Genomic DNA, 24,225 nt, shown 5'->3' with positions numbered 1-24,225 from the left:
CCCTGCGCCCCGGCGCGGCGACGGGGCCCACGCCCCGCCGGACGGCGGGACCCACCCCGTCGGACCGCCTTCCCGAGGAGCAGGATGAACCGCCTCGCCCGCCTGAGCCTGAACAACAGGTCCTTCATCGCCCTGGTGTGCATCGCCGTGTCGATCATCGGCGCGTTCATCATGACCACGATGCGCCAGGAGCTGATCCCCTCGGTCTCCCTGCCGCAGATCCAGGTGATGACCACCGCTCCCGGCTCCTCGTCCGAGCAGGTCAGGGACCGGATCACGAGTCCCGTCGAGCAGTCGCTGCAGGGGCTGGAGAACGTCGAGGCCACCTCCTCGACCTCCCAGGCGGGGCTGTCGATGGTCACCGTCGAGCTCACCTACGGCACCGACGTAGCCCGCTCCTCGAACCAGGTCGACGCGGCGCTGAGCCGCATCGAGGAGCAGCTCCCCTCGGACGCGGACCCGCAGGTCATCTCCGGCGGCACCAGCGACCTGCCCGCCGTGGTGCTGTCGGTCTCCTCGGACCTGGACCCCTCCGACCTCGCCTCCCGCCTCGACGCCTCGGTGACCCCCGAGCTCGAGCGCATCGGCGGGGTCTCCTCCGTCGCGGTGATCGGCGCCCCCGAGCAGATCGTGCGCATCACCCCGGACGAGGCCGCGCTCGCTGAGAACGGCCTGACCGAGGACGACATCTCCACCGCCCTGGACGCGAGCGGCCTGTCCCTGCCCGGCGGCTCCGTCACCGACGGGGACCGCACGATGGACGTCGTGCTCGGGCAGAGCATCGACAGCCTCGAGAGCCTCGAGGGGATCGTGCTGATGCCGTCCGACGGGGCCTCAGGCTCCGGCGGCGACGACGCGCAGGGCGCCGGCCAGCAGGGCGCCGACGGACAGGCCGCGGGCGGCCAGCAGGGCGCCGACCAGCAGGGCGCGCAGGGGGCCGACGGGCAGCAGACCCAGCCCGGCACCGACCCGCAGCAGCCCGCCGAGCCGGTCACCCTGGGCGAGGTCGCCACCGTCGAGCAGACCACCGAGGAGCCCACCTCCGTCTCGCGCACCAACGGTCGAGAGTCGCTCGTGGTGATGGTGACCGCGACCGTCGACGGCAACGTCGTGGACATCTCCGGGGACGTCGAGAGCGTCCTGGACGACACCCTCGCGGGCGTCGGCGGCGACGCCCAGGCCGACGTCGTCTTCGACCAGGCGCCCTTCATCCAGGAGTCGATCCTGGCGCTGGCCGAGGAGGGCCTGCTGGGCCTGCTCTTCGCCGTCGGCGTGATCCTGCTGTTCCTGCGCCGGGTGCGGCCCACCGTGGTCACCGCGATCTCGATCCCGACCTCGCTGCTGATCGCGTTCATCGGCATGTACGTCACCGGGTACACGCTGAACATGCTGACCCTGGCGGCGCTGACGATCTCCATCGGCCGCGTGGTGGACGACTCGATCGTGGTGATCGAGAACATCATGCGCCACCTCGCCTACGGCAAGACCAAGCGTCGGGCGATCCTCGACGCGGTGGGCGAGGTCGCCGGCGCGATCACCGCCTCCACCCTCGCCACCGTCGTGGTGTTCCTGCCGATCGCGGTGGTCGCGGGCATGGCCGGGGAGCTGTTCCGGCCCTTCGCCCTGACCGTCGGCATCGCGATGCTGTCCTCGCTGCTGGTGGCGCTGACGATCGTGCCGGTGCTCGCGTACTGGTTCCTGAAGCCTCCGAAGGGCCACGGGGACATCGACCCCGATGACGCCGCGCAGGTCGCGGCGATCCGCGAGGACGCCGAGGCGAAGGAGGAGCGCACCTGGCTGCACCGCCTCTACGCCCCCGTGCTGCGGGCGACGCTGGACACGCTGCCGCGCCGCCTGCTCACCCTCGGCGGCGCGGTGATTGTGCTGATCGGCAGCGTGCTGCTGATCCCGCTGGTCAACGTCAGCTTCCTGGGCGACACGGGGCAGAACATCGCCTCGATCACCCAGACCCTCCCGGCCGGCACCAACCTCCAGCAGGCCTCCGACAAGGCGGCCGAGTCGGAGGACGCGCTGCTGGAGATCGACGGGGTCGAGACCGTGCAGACCACCATCGGCGGCGGCCAGTTCGGCATGGGCGGCGGCGGCGAGAACGAGGTCAGCTTCTCCATCACCACCGACGCCGACGCGGACCAGGAGGCGCTGAGCGACGAGATGGTCGAGGCGCTGGAGGCCCTGCCCGAGCCCGGCGAGGTCGAGGCGGCCGACGTCGCCTCGCCCACCGGCTCGAACTCGGTGGACATCATGATCACCGGCCCCACCGCGGAGGACCGTCAGGCCGCGAACGACGCGATCCTGGCCGAGCTCGACCCGCTGCCGGACGGGGTCTCCGAGGTCACCAGCGACCTCGAGGGCGACCAGCCGACGGCCGTGGTGACCGTGGACCGCGAGGCCGCGGCGCGGATGGGGCTGACCGAGGAGGCCGTGGTCGGCCTGGTCGCCCAGCAGATGTTCCCCGGCGCGATCGGCACGATCACCCTCGAGGACGACGAGCTGGACATCTACGTCGAGGGCGGCGAGAGCGTGGACACCTTCGCGCAGCTGCAGGACCTCGAGCTGATGGGCTCGATCCCGCTGACGGACGTCGCCTCGGTCGACGAGGAGCTCTCCCGCCCCTCCATCTCGACCCAGGACGGGCTCGAGACGGTGACCGTCTCGGTGACGCCGGCCGGTGAGGACGTGGGCATCGCGACCCGCGCCGCGAACGACGCGATCGCCGCGGCGGACCTGCCCGAGGGCGTCGAGGCGACCGTGGGCGGCACCGCCGCGGACATCGACGAGACCTTCGGACAGCTCGGCATCGCCATGGTCGCCGCGATCCTGCTGGTGTACGTGCTGCTGGTGTGGATCTTCAAGTCCCTGATCCAGCCGCTGATCCTGCTGGTCTCCATCCCCTTCGCGGCGATCGGCTCGCTGGGCCTGCTGGTCATCACCCGCGTGCCGCTGGGGCTGCCCTCGATGATCGGCCTGCTGATGCTGGTGGGCATCGTGGTCACCAACGCGATCGTGCTGATCGACCTGGTCAACCAGTACCGACGCCACGGGATGGCCCTGGACGAGGCGCTGCACCTCGGCGCCTCCAAGCGTCTGCGCCCGATCCTGATGACCGCGGCGGCGACGATCTTCGCGCTCGTCCCGATGGCGCTGGGCATCACCGGCAACGGCGGGTTCATCGCCCAGCCGCTGGCCGTGGTGGTCATCGGCGGTCTGATCTCCTCGACCCTGCTCACCCTCGTGATCGTGCCGGTGCTGTACCGGATGGCGGAGGGCCCGGGGGAGCGACGCCGACTGCGCGAGGAGGCCCGCACCGCGGAGCGCCGCAGCGGCCGCTCCCGCCGGCCGGAGGCCGAGCGGCGCGAGGCCGAGGGCGATGCCCCGGTCGACCGCCTCGTACAGAGCGCGTCCGTCGGCCGGGCCGGGACGAGCACCGGCGCGGCCGTGTCCGGCAGCGGTGCGGCCGGGGCCGGCGCCACGACGGCCCACGGGGCGACCTCCGGCGGTGCGGCAGCTGGCAGGACCGCGGCGGGCGGCGGCCAGACCGGCAGCGGCCCGACCGGCGGCGAAGCGAACGGCGGGACCGGGTCGAGCAGCGGCACTGGGGCGAGCGGCAGCACGTCGGCGACCCATGGCCGTCGCGCGACGCCCACCGACCAGCAGCGGGACCTCGCCCAGCGGCGTCCCGACCTGCGCGGCAGCTCCGGCTCCGGGGCCGCCGGCCAGGGCCGGAAGGGCCGGTCGATCAAGGAGCGCGGCGGGATCGTCGGGATCGTGAAGCGGCGCCTGGGCCGCGACTGATCCACGGGGCGGACCCACGAGGGGCCGGGCGACCACGCGTCGCCCGGCCCCTTCCCGTCTCGGTCCACCGGGTCCACCCGGCCCGGCAAAGCTCGGCCCACCCGGCCCGACATGGCCAGGCCCGATCCGGCCCGGCGTGGCCCGGCCCGGCCGTTCCCTGCCTGTCCCTTCCGTCCCCGTCGGCCGCATCGGACCGGGAATGGTCAGGTGATGGCGCATGTCGTACCTCTATGCCGTTATTGGCATAGTGGTGCCGTATACGCCATCGGTCGACCATGGCCCTGCGCCGTCCCGCTCCGGGACCGGGTGGGAATCGGAGCACGAGCGGGAGGAGCACATGGTGGCCGACGAGACCCGCCCCCGCGGCCCCCGCACTGACGCCGAACCACGGCCCCGCGCCGAGCGTCGCTCCCAGGCCGAGCGCCGTTCCCGCGCCGAGCGCCGCGCCCGGTCCGAGCGCGGTTCCCGCGCCGAGCGCGGCCCCCATTCCCCGCGCCGCTCTCGGACTGAGCACCGCACTTCCCGCCCCCGCACCCGGCGCGGCCCTCGCCGCTGGACGGTCCGCACCCGCGTCCTGTCCACCCTCCTCGCCTTCATCGCCGGGGGCCTCGCCGTCACGGGCGTGCTCACCTTCGCCGCGCAGTTCCGGGCCCTGGACCAGCGGGTCGAGGCCGAGCTGTGGCAGGAGCACAGCGAGCTGTCCCTGATCGCCAACTCCACCGACGCGGACGGCCGGACGATCCACACGACGGTCGACAGCGTGCTGGTCAACGCCACCGACTCCGCCGCCCCCTCCGACCACGAGTCGGTGATCGCCCTGATCGACGGGGAGCCGCGCTACCAGCCCCGCCAGCAGGACTTCGCGCTGCTGCCCGAACCGCCCGAGGACGCCTCGCACGCGGACGCCGCCGCGGTCACGGCCGAGTCCGAGATGGTTCTGGCCGAGATCCTCGACGCGCAGGTGCCGGACAGGACGGTGATCGTGCCGATGGAAGCCCACGGCCGGGACCTGCGCGTGCTGATCGCGTCGGTCTCGGTGGCCGGCGACGAGCAGCAGGGCATGTTCGTGGTCGCCAACGACATCGGCGCGCAGCGACGCGAGCTGTGGCAGAGCGTGGCGCTGTTCTCGGGGATGTCCGTGCTGGTGCTGCTGCTGGCCGGCTGGGTGGGCTATGTCGTCACCGGGCGTCTGCTGCGGCCGCTGGTGGACCTTCGCGGTGCGACCGAGCAGGTCACGGTCACGGATCTCGAGCACCGGGTGCAGGTCCCGGACGGCGGGGACGACATCTCCGCGCTCGCCCAGAACTTCAACCGCATGCTCGAGCGGATCCAGGAGGGCTTCGCCGAGCAGCGCCGCTTCATGAGCGACGTCGGCCACGAGCTGCGCACCCCGCTGACCATCGTGCGCGGCACCCTGGAAACCACCGACGTGCAGGATCCCGACGACGTCGTCGAGTCCCATCAGATCGCGATGGAGGAGCTGGACCGGATGGGCCGCGTGGTCGGGGACCTCTCCGAGCTCGCCGCCTCCAGCCGCCCCGACTACGTGACGCTCCGCCCGGTGGACCTCGCCTCCTTCACCCGCTCCGCCTTCGCCCGCATCGAGCACATCGGGGAGCGGGAGTGGATCCTCGAGCGCACGGCCGACGTGGTCGCCGAGGCCGACGAGCAGCGCCTCACCCAGGCGGTCGTGCAGCTGGCCGCGAACGCGGTGCGCTACAGCGACGAGGGGACCCGGATCTGGCTCGGCGTGGACCAGGTGCTCGGGCCCGAAGGACCGGAGATCCACGTCAGCGTGCGCGACGAGGGCGTGGGCATCGCCGAGGAGGACCAGCAGCGCGTCTTCGAGCGCTTCACCCGGGCCGAGGGCGCGCGCGGCGCCGGCTCCGGGCTGGGCCTGCCGATCGTGCAGGCGATCGCGGAGGGCCACGCCGGGGCGGTGCGGCTGCTCTCCCGGCTCGGCAGGGGATCGACCTTCACGATCGTGTTCCCGCAGTTCAGCGCCGAGGCCCCCAGGGCTGTCGGCGAGGGTGCGGAGCCCGGGAGCGGTCATACTGGGACGCGGGCGACGCACCGCCCCGACGACGAGATGGACGAGCCACCCCGGAGGGAGCAGGGATGAGGATCCTCATCGCCGAGGACGAGGCGCGGATCGCGCGCTTCATGGAGCGGGGCCTGAAGGCCAACGGCTACGCGACCACCGTGGTGGAGGACGGCATCGCCGCGCTCGACCTCGCCTCCGGCGGGGAGTTCGACCTGCTGATCCTCGACGTGGGCCTGCCGCGCATGGACGGCTTCCAGGTGCTGAAGGCGCTGCGCGACATGGACGTGCAGATCCCGATCCTCATGGTCACCGCCCGCACCGGCGTGGAGGACACGGTGCAGGGGCTCGAGAGCGGTGCGAACGACTACATCGCCAAGCCCTTCCGCTTCGAGGAGCTGCTGGCGCGGGTGAAGCTGCGCGCCCGGGAGGCGACCGCCGGCGCCGGCGCCGTCAGCGCCGACGTGCTCACCCTCGGGGACCTGTCCCTGGACCTGCGCAGCCGTATCGCCGAGTGCACCGTCGACGGCGCCTCGCGCGAGGTGGAGCTGTCCTCGCGCGAGTTCACCATGGCCCGCGTGTTCCTGGAGAACCCGGGACAGGTCCTCACCCGCGACCTGCTGCTGTCGAAGGTGTGGGGCTACGACTACGACGGCGCCTCGAACGTGGTGGACGTGTACGTCGGCTACCTGCGCGGCAAGCTCGGCGCGCCCCGCCTGGTGACCGTGCGCGGAGCGGGCTACAAGATGGTCGACCCCGCCGCCTGAGCGCCCCCGCCGCCTGAGCGCCCCCGCCGGCCGAGCCCTCGCGGGTCGAAGCCCCGTCGGCCGCGCCCCCGCAGACCCCACCCGTTCTCCGGCCGCACCTCTCCGGCCGCGTCCGCGGTCCGGCCGCGTCTCTCGCCGGCCGCCCCCCCTCGACGGCGCGTCGCCGCAGGCCACGGCCCACGAAGTGGGTCCATGAGAGTCCTCTCATCGACCCTTCACAGGGGTCTCATCGCGTGCTGGGAGCCTCGCCGACATGAAGGCTCTTCGCACCACCGGGATCATCGTGTCCGTCGCGCTCGCCGCGGCCGCGCTCGCCGTGCTGCCCTCGGTCGAGGAGGAGGGCCCGCAGGAGCGGGCCGGGATCACGATCGGCGACGCCTCCGATGCCGGCGGCGACGCACGCGCCGGCGGTGGCGCCGGCGGGGAGGATCCCCGCTCCGCCGACGGGACCGAACCGGCCGCCGCGGGCGCGGATCCGTCGGCCGACGGCGCCGCCGTGGCGCTGCCGCGCCCGAGCGCGACCGAGCAGCCCGTGGGCGGGATCCACTCCGACACCGGCATCGGCGCGATCGAGTCCGAGCCCTCGCCCGAACCCGCCCCGGCGCCCGCTCCGGCCCCCGCGCCCGCCGCCCCGGCCGACGGGAACCCCTCGACCGGCGGCTCGTCCTCCGGCGGCTCCTCGTCGGGCGGGTCCTCCTCGGAGGGCTCGAGGCCCGCGCCCGCGAAGCCCGCACCGGCACCTCCGCAGCGTCCCTCCGGCGTCTGCGAGTGGGACGACGGCGAGCTCGAGTGCGACGACGACGGCGGCGACGATGATGACGAGGATGATGATGACGATGACGATGACGGCGAGGACGACGACTGACCCGGGCCGGCGCCGCCCCACGGCGGACGGCTGAGCCCGCCCCACAGGCGCAGTCCCCGCACAGATCGAGCCCGGACGGCAATGGCGCCGTCCGGGCTCTCTCCTGCGGTGGCCTCGGGGTTCTCGTCGTCCCCTCAGTCGTCGTCCTCGCCGTCGGGGCGGCCGCCCACCGTCTCGTGCTGCGGCATCGTCCCGGCCTGCAGGGCGTGGAGGGGGTGCTCCCGCGCGCCCAGCCGCTGCGCGAGCTGCCCGGAGCCGGCCATCACCACCACGCCCGGATAGGAGCTCAGCACCCGGTCCAGCATGCGCCGGCCGTCGTCGTCGAGGTCGCCCTCGAGGCCGTCGATCAGCAGCAGCGGCGGCGTGCCGTACATCGCGCGGGCGAGCACGAGACGGGCCCGGTCCGAGCGGTCCAGCGGCTCGCCGCCGCGGCGCAGCGGGGTGCGACCCCCGCGGGGGAGGGAGTCGACGTCCAGCCCCACCAGGTCCAGCATCTCCTGGTCGTGGGCGGCGTCGAGGTCGGGGCGTCGGTAGCGCAGCGCCCGGCCCACGGTGCCGCGCTCGAACACGGTGCCGGCGGCGGCATGGCCCACCAGCCGCCGCACCCGCTTCGGGCCGAGAGCACGCAGGTTCTGCCCGTCGACCCACACGGAGTCCGGCGCGGCGAGCTCGGGGCCGGGGGAGAGCTCCAGCACCCGGCGCAGCAGCTCCTGCGGGGCGCGCGGATCCTCGGAGACCAGGCGCACCCGGTCCCGGGGCCCGGCCACGAGCGGGGAGTCGCCCGCGGTGAGACCCGGCAGGTGCAGGTGCACCAGCGCGTCCCCGGACCCGACCGGATGCGGCGCCTGGACCTCGGCGGAGAGCCGACGGCGCTCCTCGGCGCGGCGGCGGCGCTGCGCGGCCCCGGCCAGCGCCGGGCCCAGCACCATCCGGGCCGCGAGATGGGTCTGCCGGTACTCGACGATCCGCCCGATCTCGAGCACCGGCGAGGAGGCGATCCCGGCGACGGCCATCGCCGCCATGGTCACGCCCGGGGACTGGCCCAGGTAGATCCCGGCCGCGGCGACCAGCAGCGTGGTCAGGGTCGAGGCGACCACGCCGCCGGCGCGGAGGGTGCCGACGGTCTCGGCGCGGTCCACCGCGATCTCCACCAGGCTCCCGGAGGCCTCGCGCAGGTTGCGCAGCTCCCGCTTCGACCCGCCCGCGGCGAGGATCCCCTCGGAGGCGGTGACGGTGTCGGCGATGCGGGAGGCGAGGCGGCCGCGGGTGCGGCGCATGCGTCGGGTCTTGATCAGCGCGGTCCGTGCCCACACCAGCAGGCACAGCCCGAGCACCACCAGCGGAACCGCCATCGCGACGGCGAGCAGCGGATGCAGCACGACGAGGGTTCCCAGGCTGCCCAGGATCAGCGGCACCCCGACGGTCAGCGGGGCGATGCCCTGGGAGACCCAGTTGCGCACCCCGGAGAGGTCGTTGGTGGTGCGGGCGACGGTCACGCCGAGCGAGGTCGAGTGCCCGGGAGTGAGCGCATCGCCCAGCAGGGTCAGTCGCAGCTGGTGGACGTAGTCCTGGCCGAGCTTCTCGGCGAGCACGCGCTGATGCACGGTCAGCGCCCCGATCGCCAGCGCGGTCAGCACCAGCAGCAGCAGGGCCCGCGGCAGGATCGGGGACATGCCCGCCGGTGCGCCCTGCATGGTCACCAGCGCCCAGGCGGACAGCGCGCCGAGAGCCGCCTGCCCGAACCCCAGCAGCACCAGCCCTGCGAGCCACAGCCGGCGCCGTCCCCGCATCAGCGGGGGCAGCGGGGGAGGGTTCTTCAGCAGGCCGTTCGCCTGCAGCTCCGGCTCGCGGTCACGACGCATCGGCGAGGCGCTCCTCCAGCAGATCCTCGACCAGACCGCGCGCCACCTCCGCCTCGGTGAGGTCGAAGGTGCCGGCCACGGGCACGTCCAGGGCGCGGCGCGCCTCCGCGGTCGCGAGCGGCGAGCTGGTCACCACGCCGGAGACGACCGACGGGGTCCGGCCGAGCTCCGCGAGCGCCGCGACGCCGCCGACGGCACCGAGCGCGTCGCCGGCCGCGAACACGACCCGGTCCACGACCGCTCCGACCTCGGGGTCGGCGAGCAGGCGCGCGGTCTCGCCCTGGTAGACGCCGTCGGCGATCTCCAGCAGCACCACGTCGGGACGGGCGGCGCCGCCGGCGAGCTCGTCGGCCATCGACAGGAACAGGTCGCGCACCTCCTCGACGTCGACCTGGAAGGTGGAGGAGTAGCCGAAGTCGGTGAAGTCCAGGACGCGGTGCGCGCCCGCGTCGAGGAAGAGGTTGTAGTCGTTGCCCGCGCCGGTGCCGGTCGCCTTCCCGGCGGCCACGCGCAGCCCGGCCGCGGCGAGGCCGTGCGCGAGATGGGCCAGCACCGTCGACTTCCCGGAGTTCATCGAGGTGCCGAGCACGGCGATCACGGGGACGTAATGGGCGGGACGGTCGGTGCGCGCGGTGATCGAGCGCAGCACCTGGTGGGGGGCGGTGCGGGCGAGGGTGAGGGGGCCGTGCTCGTCGCGGATCACGCCGATCGGCTCGATCTCTGTGGGGGAGCCGACGCCGGAGTGCTGCTCGAGCACACGGGAGGCCAGACCGCCGGCGGCCGCGAGATGGGCGGGGCCGAGGTCCGCGGGGACCATCGCGAGGAACTGGTCGGCGGCGTAGCGGCTGCCGTAGGCGACGACGATCTCGTCGCCGGGGAAGAGGATCTGGCGGCGGGAGACGGGGCTCTCCAGACGCTTGTGATGGCCGACCTTCGTCACCCGGGCGAGCAGCACCTCGCCGGGCTGCGGGACGTGCTCGCCGGTGATCAGCTCGACCTCGCGGGCGCGGCGCAGGTGGGCGCCGACGGTGCGGGTGGAGAAGGCGTGCTTGGCGCGCTCGATGCGGGAGCGCACGTCCTGCGGCGCCCTCGCGGGGCTCGTGGCGGTGAGCGGCGCGGCGGTGGTCTCGGGGTGCAGGATCGTCATCTCGGGGCTCCTCGGTGGGTGGGTCCGTGGCGGACCCTGGAGCGGGCCTGCCGTACGAGGAGCAGTGAACCGACGTCGGATGAAGCGTCGATGAACCGATGATGAGACGGATCTCAGGAAAGAACCCGCAGGTCAGGCGGGCACGCCGAGGCGCGCGAAGGCGCTGCGGAAGATCGTCAGCCCGTCCAGGCCGTGCATCTTCTGGACCCGCTTGTCGAGCTTGTCCAGCTCGTCGCCCTGATGGGCGAAGAGGTGGTTCATCACGTGGCGCACCTCGGACTCGTCCATCATCCCGCTGCCCACCGGCTTCCACACCTTCGACATCACCAGGCGCACCAGCTTCGGCGCCCGCTCGGAGGCCTCGAGGTACCTCCGCGCCGAGGTCGTGTAGTAGGCGACGTGCCGCGTCTCCTGCTGCGCGATCCGCTTGAGCAGCGGGGACATCACCGGGTGGTCGACCATGGCGGAGAGCCGACGGTAGGCGGCCACGGCGGAGAGCTCGTTGGCCGCGCCCCAGGTCATGTGCACCGCGAGGAAGTCCTTGCCGACCAGGTTCGACAGCGAGGACTGCTTCATCGGACCGAGCGCGGCCCGCCAGCCGAGCTTGACGCGCTTGGCCTTGACCTCGTCGTAGTCCACGACGATGCCGTGCCGGCCGAGCACCCGGGCGAGGGCCTCGCCGTGCCAGTACTCCTCGCGGTTCCACACGGTCATGAAGCCGCCGGCCTCCTCCTCGCGGTGCGAGGGGGTCACCAGCAGATCGCGCATGAAGCAGGAGGTGTGGTACTCGACGTCGCACATGTAGCGCAGGGACCGCAGCGTCTGCGCGTCCAGCGGCTGCTCGTCGAAGAGGTCGAAGTCGAGATCCGCGTACTTGACGGGCAGCGAGGTCTCGGCGAAATGATCGATGTCGAAGGCCATGTCACGCTCCGGAACGGGGCAGGGAGAGCAGGTGGGCGTCGGGGAGGTCCGGGCCGGGCAGCAGCCGGGTGATCTCCCGTCGGGCGCGGTGGAGACCGGCGCGGTCGCGGGGATCCGCGCCCAGCACCTGCAGCGCTGCGTCGAGATCGGGATCGGGCACCCCGCCGCCGTGCAGCGGGGAGCTCAGGCTCAGCACCAGCCGTGCGACGACGGCCTCCTTGCGCGAGCGGGTGATGCGGCCGATGGCCTCCTGGGTGAAGAAGTCGACCGCCGCCTCCTGGCGGGCGCGCACGGTGCGGACCACGCGCTCGGCCTCGCCGCCCAGGCGCCGTGCGATCGCGTCGAGCCCCGCCACGAGCGAGGCCTCCTGGATCGCCATGCGGGCCATATGGCCGGCGGCGACGGGCTCCCCGGCCGCGGCGTTCCACAGCGGGGTCAGCAGCGGCTGGACGCGGTCCACGTGGATCCGGCGCAGCGCGGCGACGCGGCTCGGCCGACGGGACGGGGCGGGGCGCTCGACGGGGTGGTCGCCGGTGAGCAGATCGCGCAGCGCACGGGCCTGCCAGTGGCGGTCCACCAGCCAGGTCGCGAGGAAGGCGGTGATCCGGGCCTCGTTCGCGGTGACGGTCGAGAGCATCGTCCGCGCCTCGGCGAGCCCGGAGGACTCCATGCGGTGCAGCACGCCGAGGGCGAGGCGCTCCTGGTCGCGCAGCGGCTCCTGGGAGCCGAGGAGCTCGGTGTCGACGGCGATCCGGCTGGTGCCGCGCTTCGTGTACGCCTCGACGTCGAAGTCGGTGCGCAGCACGGGGGTGATCGTCTCGTCGAAGTGGAGATGGCCGGCGTAGCGGCCGGTGGTCGGCATCGACGCGTGCGGATCCGGGGTCCCGACGGGGCCCGGGGACGCGGCGGCCTCGGGGGAGGCAGCCTCTGCGCTCCGTGCCCTCGTGGTCCGGTCCCTGTCGTCGTCGGCATGAGCCGACGGGTCCGCGGTGAGGTCGACGGTCACCTTCCACCTCTCTCTCAGGATCGGGTCGGCGCGCGGCGCGGAGCCCCGCACCGCGGCGGCGCGACCGGGAACAGTGTACGGAGAAGCCCTGGAGGATGCCCGAGCGCGAGGTCAGGCGGGGTGATGCCCGGCTTGGTAGGTTTCGTCGTGTGATGACCTCAGGTGCCGCCTCGCTGCCGGTGCCGGGCGACGACCGCGCCGGGCGGGACCTGCCCGGACCCGAGGCGCTGCGCATCGCGCTGCATCCCGCCGAGCTGCCGCTCGCCCACCCCCGGGACGTGGCGCAGGCGGCCGCCCGGGTGAGCGATCTCATATCGGCCGGTCGCCTCCGGGAGGCGCGCCGCCTCGCCGCGGAGTTCCGACGCCGCACCGCCCGCCCCGCGGACCGCGCCTCGCTGCTGCGGGCGGCGCTGCGCGGCGCGCTGCGGAGCGAGGACGCCGCGCAGGCCGAGAGCGACTCCGCGGACCTCGTCTCCCTCCTGCATCGCAGCGGCCGCACCGAGCAGGCCGCGGCCGTGGTGCAGGTCCTGCTCGAGCGCGGCCCCCTCGCCGAAGCGCCCGAGCGGACGGGCACCGGGGCCCGGGGCCGACGCCGCGGCGAGGCCCTCCGCGCCTCCGCCCCGATGCTCGCCGTCGTGCGCGCCCTCGAGGCCAGCTCCCTGCCCGGGCCCGACGGGGGACGGGGCGGCACCGTCGACCCGCGCCGCGCCGTGGCCCGGCTCCGTGCCGCGCTCGCCGCCCTTCCCGAGGTGCGCGAGGCGCTGCTCGAGGACCCCGAGCGCGAGCTGCGGCTCCGCCTCGCGCAGGCCCTCGAGGCCGTCGGCGACGTCGACGGGGCCGTGAGCCTCGCCCTCGACGTGCTCGAGCTGACCGCGCAGCAGGCGACGGAGCGCGGCGAGGCCCCCGCGGACCCGTGGCGCCTGGAGGCCGGGGCCCACGCCCTCCTCGCCCGCCTGCTCCGGCAGGAGCGGCCCGTCGTCGCCGCGCACCACGCCCTCGAGGCGCTCGGCGGGCTCGCCGACGTGGACGACCCCCCGCTGCGGATCGGGCTGATCACCTCGCTGCTGCAGGCGCTGATGGCGGCCGGCGCGACGGATCTCGCCGGCTTCACCGCAGGACGCCTGCTCTCCCTGCAGCGCACCCTCGAGCAGGACCGGCTGCGGATCGCCCCGCTCCTGGCCGTCACCGCCCAGCGCCTCCAGGCCGAACGGCTGGACGCGGCGTGGGTGCCGCTCGAACAGGCCCGCGCCCTCGCCCACGAGCACCGTGACCACCGCTCCCTGCTCGAGGCGGCGCGGCTGGCCGCGAGCCTCCACGAGCGCGTCGGCGACCACGCCGCCTCCCTCGGGGAGCTGCAGCGTCTGGCCGCGGCGGCGCGCTGGCTCGTCGACGACCTCGACACCCCGCGCGAGGAGCGCTCCGAGAGGCTGCGCACCGAGCTGAGCGCGAACGCCCTGGCGATGCGGCGGGCGCTGGACCTGGGGCGCCCCGGGGCGGTGCACGTCGCCGCCCGCGAGATCGAGCGCCGCACCCGCCCCGACTCCGGCTGGGACCTGCCGCCCGAGCTGCTGTGGGACCACCTGGTCGACGCCCGGATGGGGGTGCTGATCGTCGCCGGCGACGCGCTCGCCCGCGGCGAGCAGGGGACCGACCAGACCGGCTACGAGGCCCGCCGCCGCGAGGTGCTCGAGGCGATCGGGCGGATGCCCGAGGGGCACGACGCGCGCGCCCGCTACTGGGCGGCCTATCTCGACGACCGCCACGCCGACCTGCTCGCCCGGCGCGGCGAGACCGCGGCCGCGCGCCGCGCCGCCCGCCGGGCCCGCTCCGCCTACGAGGCGCTGGGCCGGGACGAGGACGCCGCCCGCGTCGCGAGGCTCGTGACGGAGCTGGAGGCGGCTCGCGAGGCCGAGGGCGGAGCCGAGCGGGCCGGGCACGGGGCAGGGCACGGAGCCGAGGGCGACGCCGACGCGCGGGCCGGGCGCGACTCCGAGGGCGACGGCGACGATCGGGCGGGGAGCGCCTGAGCGCTCAGCTCCCGTCGGCCTCTCGCATCGTCTCCTCGAGCACCGCGATCACGGCCCGCGGATCCGTCGCCGGGTTCACGAAGGCCAGCCGCAGCGCGATCTCGCCCCGGAACGCGGTGGGCACGCACAGCATCGTCCCGTCCTTCGCCAGACGCTGCGACCAGCGGCGATAGGCGGCAGGCGTCCATCCCGGCCGACGGAACACCACCACGGACAGCTCCGGCTCCATGAGCAGCTCGAGGTGCTCGCTCGCACGGATCGCCTCCGCGACGGTGCGGGCGGAGTCCAGGCAGCGGTCCACCGCCGCGGCATAGGCGGCGGTGCCGTGGGTGGCCAGCGAGTACCACAGCGGCAGGCCGCGGGTGCGGCGGGAGAGATGGGCGGCGAGGTCCGAGGGGTTGGACTCGCCGCGGTCGATAGAGTCGAGATAGGCGGCGTGCTGGGAGTGCGCGGCCGCCGCCGGGCGCGCATCCCGGTACAGCAGGGCGCAGCAGTCGTAGGGCGCGAACAGCCACTTGTGCGGATCGACGATGAAGGAGTCGGCCTGCTCGATGCCCGCGAAGCGCTCCCGCGCGCTCGGCGAGGCCAGCGCCGCGCCGCCGTAGGCGCCGTCCACGTGCACCCAGGCGCCGTGGCGGTGCGCGACCTCGACCACCGAGGCGAGGTCGTCGACGATCCCGGCGTTCGTGGTGCCGCCCGAGGCGACCACCGCGCAGATCCGCGGATCCTCCGCCAGCAGCGGTTCGAGCGCGGCGCCGGTGAGATGTCCGCGGTCGTCGACCGGGACCGTGACCACGTCCATGTCCAGCAGTCGCGCGGCGGAGGCGACCGAGGAGTGGGCGGTCGAGGCGCAGGCCAGCGCCCAGCCGCCGCCTGGGCGTCGGCCCCGCTCGCGCAGCGCGTGGTCGCGCGCGGTCGCGAGCGCCGAGAGGTTCCCCTGGGTGCCGCCGGAGACGAACACCCCGGCGGCGTCCGCCGGCCAGCCCAGCAGGTCCGCGAGCCAGCGCAGCACCTGGTTCTCAGCGAAGATCGCGCCGGCGCCGTTCTCCCAGATCCCGCCGAACACGTTCGCGGCGGAGACGACGGTGTCGAAGGCGACCGCGGCCCGCGTCGGCGCGGCGGGGATGTAGGCGAGGTTCATCGGGTCCTCGCTCGAGCGGGTCGCCGGCAGCAGCACCTCGTCGAACAGCTCCATCGCGCGGGCGGCGCCGATGCCGTCCTCGGTGATGGTCGCGCCCACCTCGGCCTGCAGCTCCTCGGCGCTGCGGGCGGTGGTCTTGGGGTCTGTGGCGACGGTGGTGTGCGCGGCGGCCCAGCGCAGGGCGAGGCTCACGGCCTCCCGCTCGTCGCCCCAGACCTCCGAGGGCTCGCGATGGCGCTGCAGCGCGTCCGCGGCGCGGGAGAAGGCGGAGTCCTCCGCGGTCGGGGCCGTGCTCTGCGGTGCCGGTGCGTCGGGAGCGGGGGAGGGGGTGAGGGGCTGCGCGGGGTCCTGGATCACGTCCAGCATCGTCGCACGCGCGCGGCCGACGGGAGGGCCGGGCGGGGCGACCCGCCTGCGCGTCCTGACAGGGACGTCCGCCTGGCGTAGCGTGGAGACACCGGCCGAAAGGGGGCCCCGCCATGACGATCGGAGCCGACGGCCTCCCCGAGGCGCACGCGCATGGGCCCGGGGAGACGATCGCCGTGAGGGACAACGCCCGGGCCGGACGCTATGAGGCGGTCCGGGGCGGAGAGGTCGTCGGGATCATGATCTACGAGCGCACACGGCGCCGGATCGAGCTGATCCACACCGTCACCGACCCCGAGCACCGCGGCGAGGGCGTCGCCTCCGTGCTCGTGCGCACCGTGCTCGCCGAGGCGCGGGCCGCCGCCCTCCCCGTACTGGTGATCTGCCCCTTCCTCGAGAGCTGGCTGCAGCGCCACCCCGATCAGGCCGTCGGCGTCATCGCCGAGGACTGAACACCGCACGGGCCGCGCCCCACCTGCGCCGCGCCTTCCCGAGCAGGCTCCTGCGCCCGCTCGGCTCCCGCTCGGACCTGCCCCGCTCGCCTTCGCACGGACCTGTTACGCCGGCTCTCGCCTGACCCCGCCTCTGCTCGCCCGGCCCAGCGCGGCTCTCGCCTGGCCCCGTCCCTCCCGGCCCTGCTCTCGCCCCGCCGCGGGGGACCCTGGTCGAGTAGTGGCGTATGGCGTACCTGTATGCCTATATAGCCGTAGTGGCACGCCATGCGCCGTGACCTGACCACGCCGCAGGCCCGCCGGCCCGCCGGCCCGCCGGCCCTCCGGCACTCCGGCCCGCAGGCATCCTGATGTGCCGGACCCGGGTCCTGGTCCTGGCGCGGAGCCCGCACCTGCTGAGGCCATCCTCGGCGACCGGCGGACCGAGGGGCGCGCCGACGGGTACCGTCGGACCATGGACGCCATCGACCTGCTCCGCGACCTCGCCTCCCGCCCCCGTCACGTGGCCGACTCGCTGCGCGGCCGACTGGGGCCCCTCGAGCTCGCCGCCCACCCCGGCGGGCACCCCAACTCCGTCGCCTGGCTGCTGTGGCACACCGGGCGCGAGATCGACGTACAGCTCGCCGCGCTCACCGGCCAGGAGGAGGTGTGGGCCAGGGGCGACTTCGGCGAGCGCCTCGGGCTCGGCGCGGAGGGGGCCGCCGTCGGCTACGGCCACAGCCCCGAACAGGCCCGCGCGATCGAGGTCCAGGACGGCGAGGCGCTGCTGGACTACGTCCTCGCCTCCCTCGATGCGCTGGAGTACTACCTCGACGAGCTCGCCGCCTTCGACCTCGGCGACATCGTCGACGAGGCCTGGGACCCGCCCGTCTCCCGCGGCGCCCGCCTGGTGAGCATCGTCGACGACGCGATCCAGCACCTCGCCCAGGCCTCCTACGTGCTCGGGATGCCCCAGCGCGGCTGAGCCCGAGCCGAACGCACTGTGCCCGGCACCGCCCCCGTCAGGGGCCGGTGCTGGGAACAGGTGAAGGCGGCCGGAGACGCCGGAGCGGGACCCTCCCGGGTCAGGCCGCCGCTGCGGCGGCGGAGGAGGCGCGGCTGCGGGAGCCGCGTCGGCCGCGCAGCAGGGCGTCGAGCGAGAAGCGCCCCGCCCCGACCGCGGCGACCGCGAGCGCGCCGGCGCCGAGCGCGCCGACCAGCTCCCAGCCGCCGGCGTCGATGAAGACGCCCTGGGGAAGGTGCACCAGGAGCGCGGCGACGAGCATGTCGATCGCGAGCAGCAGGCCGACGATGCCGGTGAAGGCGCCGGCGATCAGCGCGATGCCGCCGACGAGCTCGACGATCGCGACGACGGGAGCGGCGATCTCGGGGGCCGGCACCCCCATGCCGCGGAAGCTCTCGGTCGCTCCGGCGAGGCCGAAGGTGACGAGCTTCTGGTAGCCGTGCGCGGCGAAGATCGCGCCGAGCAGGATGCGGGCCACGAGCAGGCCGAGGTCAGAGGCCGTTCCGGTGCGGGACGAGGCGGCCATGGGGGTCCTTCCGTCGGGGGAGAGTGCCCGGCGAACGTAGAGGAGGAGCAGCCCTGACTTCAAGGTTTGAGTGACCCGGCGAGGGATGCGCCTCATTCCCTCGCGGGATCCGGGGCCGCTGTGGCGGGGGCTTATCCGAAAAGCGACCGGAACCCACCGGCGCCGACGGGGACCGACCGGGAGCGGTCAGCGCGCCGCGAGCCCGTCGGCCGATCCGCCGCCCGACCTCTCCTCCCCATCGGGGCGTCCTCCACCGACGGAAGGATCACGTCCCGCCCGTCCGCCGGACTTCCTACACTGGATCGGTGACATCCACCGAAGCCTTCGAAGCCGGATCCGACCGCGCGCTGGAGCGCACCCCGCCCCAGGACCTCGCCGCCGAGCGTGGCGTGCTGGGCGGCATGATGCTGTCCAAGGACGCGATCGCCGACGTCGTCGAGACCGTGCGCGGCAACGACTTCTACCGCCCCGCGCACGAGATGATCTACGAGGCGATCATCGACCTGTACGGCCGCGGCGAGCCCGCGGACCTGGTCACCGTCTCCGACGAGCTCTCCAAGCGCGGCGAGCTGCAGCGCGTGGGCGGTGGCGCCTATCTCGCGGACCTCATCGACATGGTCCCCACCGCCGCGAACGCCGGCTACTACGCCGAGATCGTGGTCGAGCGCGCCCAGCTGCGACGCCTCGTCGAGGCCGGCACCCGCATCGTCCAGCTCGGCTACGCGGCCGACGGCGGCGAGGTCGACGAGGTCATCAACGAGGCGCAGGCCCAGATCTACGCGGTCACCGAGCGCGGCCAGAGCGACGACTTCCTGCCGCTGGGCGAGGTGATCGACGAGACCCTCAACGCGATCGAGGCGACCCAGAACCGCGGCGGCCAGGTCACCGGCGTGCCCACCGGCTTCGCGGAGCTCGACGAGCTCACCCAGGGCCTCCACGGCGGGCAGATGATCATCTTCGCGGGCCGCCCCGCCATGGGCAAGACGACCCTCGGCATGGACGTGCTGCGCTCCGCCTCGATCCACAACGGCCAGACCTCGGTCATCTTCTCCCTGGAGATGGACAAGACCGAGATCACCATGCGTCTGCTCTCGGCCGAGTCGCAGGTGCCGATGAACCGCATGCGCGACGGCTCGATGGACGACCGCGACTGGCAGTCCATGGCCCGCGCCATGAGCCGCATCGCCGATGCTCCGCTGTTCATGGACGACTCCGCGAACATGTCGCTGATGGAGATCCGCGCCAAGTGCCGCCGCCTGAAGCAGAAGCACGACCTCCGGCTCGTGGTCATCGACTACCTGCAGCTGATGAGCTCGGGCAAGAAGGTCGAGTCCCGTCAGCAGGAGGTCTCGGAGTTCTCCCGAGCCCTGAAGCTGCTGGCCAAGGAGATCGACTGCCCCGTCATCGCGATCTCGCAGCTGAACCGAGGCAGCGAGCAGCGCACCGACAAGACCCCGATGATGTCGGACCTGCGAGAGTCCGGCTCGATCGAGCAGGACGCCGACGTCATCCTCCTGATCCACCGCGAGGACTACTACGAGAAGGAGTCCGCGCGCGCCGGCGAGGCCGACCTGATCGTGGCCAAGCACCGTAACGGCGCGACCAAGACGATCCCCGTCGCCTTCGAGGGCCACTACTCGCGGTTCAAGGACATGGCGCACTCCGGCGGCTTCAGCGGCTGACCCGCGGCGCCGACGGTCTCGCAGCGACGACCGGACCGCGGCGCCGACCCGGCGGGGACGACACGGGCGGCGACGTCGAGGACCTCCCCTCACCCCCGCAGCAGGTCCCGCAGCGCCGCCTCCGGGGAGCGGGCCCCGTCCAGCAGCTCGGCCCGGCGGTACCGGGTGAACACCCGCGGGTCGATGGAGGAGCCGCGAACGCGGCCGCGCCGGTCCTGCCACTGCGGAGACCGTCCCCCTCGGCGCAGGCGAACGATCGGTCGGTGGCCGGCGGATCCGGTTGCCGAGTCCTCGGGCGGCCAGTACGTTCGAGTCCCGACCTGATCCGGAGGCGCCCGATGGGCCATCCAGTGCACCTCGTCATCGACGGTCAGCCGCACGACCTGACCGTCGACCCGCGCACCACCCTGCTCGACGCGCTGCGGGACCACCTGGGGAACATGTCCCCGAAGAAGGGCTGCGACCACGGCCAGTGCGGTGCCTGCACCGTCCTGGTCGACGGCAGGCGGCTGAACTCCTGCCTGCTGCTGGCCGTGTCCCTCGACGGCGCGGAGGTGCTCACCTCGGACGGCCTCGCCCCGGACGGCGAGCTCTCCGCCCTGCACACCGCCTTCCTCGAGCAGGACGCCTTCCAGTGCGGCTACTGCACCCCCGGGCAGATCTGCTCCGCGACCGGCGTGCTCCGCGAGGCGGCCGACGGGCGCCCCAGCATGGTCACCGACGACCACGTCCACGACCAGCCGATCGAGCTCACCGAGGACGAGATCCGCGAGCGGATGAGCGGGAACCTGTGCCGCTGCGGCGCCTACGTCAATATCGTCGCCGCCGTCCAGCAGGCGGCCGGGGCGAGCACCGCGAGCGAGGGGACGGACCGATGAGACCCTTCGACTACGCACGCGCGGACGATCCTGCCGGCGCCGTCGCCGCGGTCGCCGAGCGGCCCGGTGCGACCTACCTCGCCGGCGGCACCAACCTCGTCGACCACCTCAAGCTCGGGATCACCGCCCCCGATCTCCTGGTCGACCTCGGCCGTCTCGACCTCGCGGACATCGAGGAGCTGCCGGACGGCGGCCTGCGCGTGGGCGCCATGGTCCGCAACAGCGATCTCGCCGCCGACCCGCGCGTGCGCCGCGACCACCCGATGCTCTCCCGCGCCCTCCTCTCCGGCGCCTCGGGCCAGCTGCGCAATGCCGCCACCACCGGCGGGAACCTGCTGCAGCGCACCCGCTGCGTCTACTTCCAGGACCCCACCACCCCCTGCAACAAGCGCGCCCCGGGCAGCGGCTGCTCGGCGCTCGGCGGATACACCCGCTACCACGCGATCCTCGGCGCCTCCGACGCGTGCATCGCCACCCACCCCTCCGACATGGCCGTAGCGCTGGCCGCCCTGGACGCCACCGTGGTCGTGCTCGGCGCCGGGGGCGAGACGCGGATACCGGTCACGCAGCTGCACCGCCTGCCCGGCGACGAGCCCGAGCGCGACACTGTCCTCGAGCACGGCGACCTGATCACCGCCGTCGAGCTGCCCCCGCCGGCGAGCGGCACACGATCGACGTATCGCAAGATCCGCGACCGCGCCTCCTACGCCTTCGCGCTGGTCTCCGTCGCCGCGGTGCTCGACCTCGACCCGGACGCCGCGCAGCCGACGGTCCGCTCCGCGAGGATCGCCCTCGGAGGCGTCGCCCACGCCCCTTGGCGCGCCCGCCGCGCCGAGCAGCTCCTCGCCGGCGCCCCCGCCACCCGCGAGAGCTTCCGCCGGGCCGCGGCGGCCGAGCTCGAGCAGGCCCGGCCCGTGGAGGGCAACGAGTTCAAGGTGACGATGGCCCGTGGCGTGATGGTGAGCGTGCTCGCCGAGCTCGCCGGCCTGGGCGAGGAGAACGAGGAGCCCCATGATGAGTGACCTCCTGCGCGCCTCCTCGATCGGCACCCCGCGGGTGCGTCTGGACGGACCCGACAAGGTGCGTGGCCTCGCCCCCTACGCCTACGAGCACCCGGTCGAGGATCCGCTCCATCTCTTCCCGCTGTGCTCGACGATCGCGCTCGGCCGCGTCACCGCCATCGACGCCACGGCCGCGCTCGCGCTCGACGGGGTGGTGCGCGTGATCACCCACGAGAACGCCCTCCGGCTCGCCGACACCGAGGACGGCGAGCTCGCGATCCTCCAGGACGACCGGATCGGCTTCCGCGGCCAGTACCTCGGCGCCGTCCTCGCCGACACCCCCGAGACCGCCCGCCACGCCGCCGACCTCGTCGTGGTCACCGCAGAGGCCGCACCGCACGACGCCGACTTCCGCCACGACCACCCCGCAGTGCGCGAACCCGAGGGCGGCGGTGACGACATCGACACCGGCGACCTCGAGGCCGCGCTCGCCGCCGCGGAGATCGTGGTGGACCAGCGCTATTCCACCCCTCTCGAGCACAACAACCCGATGGAGCCGCACACCACCATCGCCCGCTGGGACGGCGAGCAGCTCACGCTGTGGACCTCGACCCAGGGCGTCCACCCCGCGCGACAGACCCTCGCCCCGATGCTGGGCATCGACCCCGAGCAGCTGCGGATCATCAGTCCCCACGTGGGCGGAGGCTTCGGCTCCAAGGGCCTGCCCCATGCGGACATGATGCTCACGGCGCTGGCCGCGCACGCCGTGCCCGGCCGCGCGGTGAAGCATGCCGTCACCCGCCAGCACATGTTCGCGCTGACCGGGTACCGGCCCGCCACCTCCCAGCGCTTCCGGATCGGAGCCCGGGCCGACGGCACGATCACCGCCTTCGGGCTCGAGGCGGTCTCCAGCTCCTCGCGCACCAAGGAGTTCCCCGAGGTGGCGATCAAACCCTCCCGACAGATGTACGCCGGCGAGCACCGTCGCATCACCCAGCGCGTGCTCCCGCTGGACATCGCCGTCCCCTCCTGGATGCGCGCCCCCGGCGAGGCACCGGGGATGGTGGGCCTGGAGATCATGATGGACGAGCTCGCCGAGGCCTGCGGGCTGGACCCGATCGAGCTGCGGGTGCGCAACGAGCCGGAGCGCGACCCCGACACCGGGATGCCCTTCAACCGGCGCCGGCTGATCGACTGCCTGCACGAGGGCGCCGCCCGCTTCGGCTGGGCCCAACGCGACCCGAGGCCCCGCGCACGCCGGGAGGGCGGGTGGCTGATCGGCACCGGCGTCGCCTCGGCGACCTACCCCGCATCCCGGCAGCCCGGCTCGAAGGCCCGGATCCGTCACGAGGCGGGGGTCTACGAGGTGGGCATCGGCGCCGCCGACCTCGGCACCGGCACCTGGACCGCTCTCACCCAGGTCGCCGCCGACGCCCTCGAGGTCGACCCGGACCGCATCGCGCTGCGGATCGGCGACACCGCGCTGCCGAACGCGACCGTGGCCGGCGGCTCCACCGGGCTCGCCAGCTGGAGCGCGGCCGTGCTGGCCGCCGCGGACACCTTCCGTCGCGAGCACGGCACCGCCCCGGCCGACGGCGTCGAGGCGATCGGGGAGGCGGCGGAGAACCCTGCCGAGAAGCAGTTCGCCATGCACTCCTACGGCGCCCAGTTCGCCCAGGTCCGCGTCCAGGAGCAGACCGGCGAGATCCGTCTGGACCGCATGCTCGGGGTGTTCTCCGCCGGACGGATCATCAACCCCCGCACCGCCCGCTCGCAGCTCCTCGGCGGGATGACCATGGGGGTGGGGATGGCGCTGCACGAGAAGGGCGAGCTCGACCCCCGCTTCGGACACGTCGTCAACCACGACCTCGCCGAGTACCACGTGCCCGTCAACGCCGACATCCGCTCCCTCGAGGTGCATTGGCTGGACGAGGAGGACCCCCACGCCGGGCCGCTCGGCGCGCGCGGCATCGGCGAGATCGGCACCGTCGGCGCCGCCGCGGCGATCGCCAACGCCGTCCACCACGCCACCGGGGTGAGGGTGCGGGACCTGCCCGTGTTCGGCAGCGACCTCCTGGCACGGTGAGCGCCGCGTCATTCGACGGCCCCCGGCCGGCGGCCGCGCCTCCCGTCGGCCTGATCCTCGCCGCGGGCGCCGGAAGGCGCCTGGGCCGCGGCCCCAAAGCGCTGCTGCTCCTGCGCGGCACCACCCTGGTCGAGCACGTCGCCCGCGCCCTGCGCGAGGGCGGTTGCGGCGAGGTCGTGGTGGTCACCGGCGCGGGCGCCGAGCGGGTGGGCGCCGTCGTGGACGGGATGCCGTGGGTGCGCACGGAGCAGAACCCGCGCTGGCGCGAGGGGATGGGCACCTCGCTGCGCACCGGCCTGGCCGCGATCGGCCCGGGCCGCGACGTGCTGGTCACGCCGGTGGACCGCCCCGGGACGTGCGCGGCAGAGGTGGCCCGGGTGCTGGTCGCCCACCGCCGCGGCGGGATCACCGCCGCCGCCCACCGCGAGGCCTCCGGCGGGCTCCGACGGGGCCATCCGGTGCTGCTCGACGCCGCCTGGACCGCCGCCGCCGCGGAGGCCGCCCACGCGGACATGGGCGCCCGCGACCTGCTCCGCGCCCGACGGGATCAGGTGCAGCTCGTGGACTGCACCGATCTCGACGACGGTGCGGACCTCGACCTCCCCGAGGACCTGTGGCGGCTGGACGTGCGGGGCTGACCT

18 protein-coding genes are annotated in these 24,225 nt (G+C 74.1%); 12 read left to right on the top strand and 6 right to left on the bottom strand.

The features are described 5' to 3' along the window. Positions 1-84 precede the first annotated feature (84 nt). The 4 genes from DEU31_RS11130 (at position 85) to DEU31_RS11115 (ending at position 7,486) form a co-directional block, all read left to right on the top strand. Complete coding sequence (locus DEU31_RS11130) at positions 85-3,813, top strand: efflux RND transporter permease subunit (protein WP_133677160.1); 3,729 nt, start codon at positions 85-87, stop codon at positions 3,811-3,813. 337 nt (positions 3,814-4,150) lie between these two features. After that, entirely contained in the window at positions 4,151-5,935 is a 1,785-nt protein-coding gene (locus DEU31_RS11125; protein WP_133677159.1) for a HAMP domain-containing sensor histidine kinase, read from the top strand. Beyond that, on the top strand, positions 5,932-6,621 hold the full coding sequence (locus DEU31_RS11120) for a response regulator transcription factor (RefSeq protein ID WP_053916370.1): 690 nt from the start codon (positions 5,932-5,934) through the stop codon (positions 6,619-6,621). Before DEU31_RS11125 ends, DEU31_RS11120 begins: the two co-directional genes overlap by 4 nt. Before the next feature lie 253 nt (positions 6,622-6,874). Then, positions 6,875-7,486, top strand: a complete 612-nt coding sequence (locus DEU31_RS11115; RefSeq protein ID WP_133677158.1) for a hypothetical protein — start codon at positions 6,875-6,877, stop codon at positions 7,484-7,486. A 134-nt stretch (positions 7,487-7,620) separates the two neighbouring features. On the opposite strand, the gene DEU31_RS11110 is transcribed toward DEU31_RS11115, so the two are convergent. The 4 genes from DEU31_RS11110 to DEU31_RS11095 all read right to left on the bottom strand — a co-directional run bounded on the left by DEU31_RS11110 (position 7,621) and on the right by DEU31_RS11095 (position 12,278). After that, on the bottom strand, positions 7,621-9,348 hold the full coding sequence (locus tag DEU31_RS11110; protein ID WP_133677157.1) for an ABC transporter transmembrane domain-containing protein: 1,728 nt from the start codon (positions 9,346-9,348) through the stop codon (positions 7,621-7,623). After that, entirely contained in the window at positions 9,338-10,495 is a 1,158-nt protein-coding gene (locus DEU31_RS11105) for a DUF1611 domain-containing protein (RefSeq protein ID WP_133677156.1), read from the bottom strand. Before DEU31_RS11105 ends, DEU31_RS11110 begins: the two co-directional genes overlap by 11 nt. A 132-nt stretch (positions 10,496-10,627) precedes the next feature. Beyond that, positions 10,628-11,416 carry a ferritin-like domain-containing protein gene (locus DEU31_RS11100; protein WP_053916374.1) on the bottom strand — a complete coding sequence of 263 codons (789 nt, stop codon included), beginning with the start codon at positions 11,414-11,416 and terminating at the stop codon, positions 10,628-10,630. Position 11,417: 1 nt separating this feature from the next. Next, complete coding sequence (locus tag DEU31_RS11095; protein WP_243733813.1) at positions 11,418-12,278, bottom strand: hypothetical protein; 861 nt, start codon at positions 12,276-12,278, stop codon at positions 11,418-11,420. 296 nt (positions 12,279-12,574) lie between these two features. Between DEU31_RS11095 and DEU31_RS11090 the strand changes: the two genes are divergently transcribed. Further along, positions 12,575-14,449 (top strand): hypothetical protein, encoded by a 1,875-nt coding sequence (locus DEU31_RS11090; RefSeq protein ID WP_133677154.1) that lies wholly within the window; start codon positions 12,575-12,577, stop codon positions 14,447-14,449. Between the two features lie 4 nt (positions 14,450-14,453). Here DEU31_RS11090 and DEU31_RS11085 read toward each other — a convergent pair whose 3' ends face one another. Beyond that, the gene (locus DEU31_RS11085; protein WP_243733812.1) at positions 14,454-15,956 is read right to left on the bottom strand and encodes an aminotransferase class V-fold PLP-dependent enzyme; all 1,503 of its coding nucleotides are present in this window, start codon (positions 15,954-15,956) and stop codon (positions 14,454-14,456) included. Positions 15,957-16,069: 113 nt separating this feature from the next. On the opposite strand from DEU31_RS11085, the gene DEU31_RS11080 reads away from it, so the two are divergent. Further along, complete coding sequence (locus DEU31_RS11080; protein ID WP_133677153.1) at positions 16,070-16,408, top strand: GNAT family N-acetyltransferase; 339 nt, start codon at positions 16,070-16,072, stop codon at positions 16,406-16,408. Between the two features lie 454 nt (positions 16,409-16,862). After that, positions 16,863-17,372, top strand: coding sequence for a DinB family protein (locus tag DEU31_RS11075; RefSeq protein WP_133677152.1), 510 nt, complete (start codon positions 16,863-16,865; stop codon positions 17,370-17,372). Positions 17,373-17,472: 100 nt separating this feature from the next. Here the strand turns inward: DEU31_RS11075 and DEU31_RS11070 are convergent, their stop codons facing one another. Further along, on the bottom strand, positions 17,473-17,937 hold the full coding sequence (locus DEU31_RS11070) for a DoxX family protein (RefSeq protein WP_133677151.1): 465 nt from the start codon (positions 17,935-17,937) through the stop codon (positions 17,473-17,475). Between the two features lie 305 nt (positions 17,938-18,242). Between DEU31_RS11070 and dnaB the strand changes: the two genes are divergently transcribed. The 5 genes from dnaB (at position 18,243) to DEU31_RS11045 (ending at position 24,222) form a co-directional block, all read left to right on the top strand. Continuing rightward, positions 18,243-19,619, top strand: coding sequence for a replicative DNA helicase (dnaB, locus tag DEU31_RS11065; RefSeq protein ID WP_010550821.1), 1,377 nt, complete (start codon positions 18,243-18,245; stop codon positions 19,617-19,619). A 338-nt stretch (positions 19,620-19,957) separates the two neighbouring features. Further along, positions 19,958-20,497 carry a 2Fe-2S iron-sulfur cluster-binding protein gene (locus DEU31_RS11060; RefSeq protein ID WP_133677150.1) on the top strand — a complete coding sequence of 180 codons (540 nt, stop codon included), beginning with the start codon at positions 19,958-19,960 and terminating at the stop codon, positions 20,495-20,497. Continuing rightward, positions 20,494-21,519: a xanthine dehydrogenase family protein subunit M gene (locus DEU31_RS11055; protein ID WP_053918121.1), complete on the top strand. Its 1,026-nt coding sequence runs from the start codon at positions 20,494-20,496 to the stop codon at positions 21,517-21,519. Before DEU31_RS11060 ends, DEU31_RS11055 begins: the two co-directional genes overlap by 4 nt. After that, positions 21,509-23,584: a xanthine dehydrogenase family protein molybdopterin-binding subunit gene (locus tag DEU31_RS11050; protein ID WP_243733811.1), complete on the top strand. Its 2,076-nt coding sequence runs from the start codon at positions 21,509-21,511 to the stop codon at positions 23,582-23,584. Before DEU31_RS11055 ends, DEU31_RS11050 begins: the two co-directional genes overlap by 11 nt. Further along, positions 23,581-24,222: a nucleotidyltransferase family protein gene (locus DEU31_RS11045; RefSeq protein WP_133677149.1), complete on the top strand. Its 642-nt coding sequence runs from the start codon at positions 23,581-23,583 to the stop codon at positions 24,220-24,222. Before DEU31_RS11050 ends, DEU31_RS11045 begins: the two co-directional genes overlap by 4 nt. Positions 24,223-24,225: the final 3 nt, after the last annotated feature.

This window comes from Brachybacterium sp. AG952 (genome assembly GCF_004362645.1).
GTDB lineage: Bacteria > Actinomycetota > Actinomycetes > Actinomycetales > Dermabacteraceae > Brachybacterium > Brachybacterium conglomeratum.
This window is presented reverse-complemented; position numbering and strand designations above follow the sequence as displayed.

What these genes read in the sequence shown, in the direction of transcription:
- DEU31_RS11130 (WP_133677160.1), top strand. Translation starts at nt 85, where the DNA reads ATGAACCGCCTCGCCCGCCTGAGCCTGAACAACAGGTCCTTCATCGCC.
- DEU31_RS11125 (WP_133677159.1), top strand. Translation starts at nt 4,151, where the DNA reads ATGGTGGCCGACGAGACCCGCCCCCGCGGCCCCCGCACTGACGCCGAA.
- DEU31_RS11120 (WP_053916370.1), top strand. Translation starts at nt 5,932, where the DNA reads ATGAGGATCCTCATCGCCGAGGACGAGGCGCGGATCGCGCGCTTCATG.
- DEU31_RS11115 (WP_133677158.1), top strand. Translation starts at nt 6,875, where the DNA reads ATGAAGGCTCTTCGCACCACCGGGATCATCGTGTCCGTCGCGCTCGCC.
- DEU31_RS11110 (WP_133677157.1), bottom strand. Translation starts at nt 9,348, where the DNA reads ATGCGTCGTGACCGCGAGCCGGAGCTGCAGGCGAACGGCCTGCTGAAG.
- DEU31_RS11105 (WP_133677156.1), bottom strand. Translation starts at nt 10,495, where the DNA reads ATGACGATCCTGCACCCCGAGACCACCGCCGCGCCGCTCACCGCCACG.
- DEU31_RS11100 (WP_053916374.1), bottom strand. Translation starts at nt 11,416, where the DNA reads ATGGCCTTCGACATCGATCATTTCGCCGAGACCTCGCTGCCCGTCAAG.
- DEU31_RS11095 (WP_243733813.1), bottom strand. Translation starts at nt 12,278, where the DNA reads ATGCCGACCACCGGCCGCTACGCCGGCCATCTCCACTTCGACGAGACG.
- DEU31_RS11090 (WP_133677154.1), top strand. Translation starts at nt 12,575, where the DNA reads ATGACCTCAGGTGCCGCCTCGCTGCCGGTGCCGGGCGACGACCGCGCC.
- DEU31_RS11085 (WP_243733812.1), bottom strand. Translation starts at nt 15,956, where the DNA reads ATGCTGGACGTGATCCAGGACCCCGCGCAGCCCCTCACCCCCTCCCCC.
- DEU31_RS11080 (WP_133677153.1), top strand. Translation starts at nt 16,070, where the DNA reads ATGACGATCGGAGCCGACGGCCTCCCCGAGGCGCACGCGCATGGGCCC.
- DEU31_RS11075 (WP_133677152.1), top strand. Translation starts at nt 16,863, where the DNA reads ATGGACGCCATCGACCTGCTCCGCGACCTCGCCTCCCGCCCCCGTCAC.
- DEU31_RS11070 (WP_133677151.1), bottom strand. Translation starts at nt 17,937, where the DNA reads ATGGCCGCCTCGTCCCGCACCGGAACGGCCTCTGACCTCGGCCTGCTC.
- DEU31_RS11060 (WP_133677150.1), top strand. Translation starts at nt 19,958, where the DNA reads ATGGGCCATCCAGTGCACCTCGTCATCGACGGTCAGCCGCACGACCTG.
- DEU31_RS11055 (WP_053918121.1), top strand. Translation starts at nt 20,494, where the DNA reads ATGAGACCCTTCGACTACGCACGCGCGGACGATCCTGCCGGCGCCGTC.
- DEU31_RS11050 (WP_243733811.1), top strand. Translation starts at nt 21,509, where the DNA reads ATGATGAGTGACCTCCTGCGCGCCTCCTCGATCGGCACCCCGCGGGTG.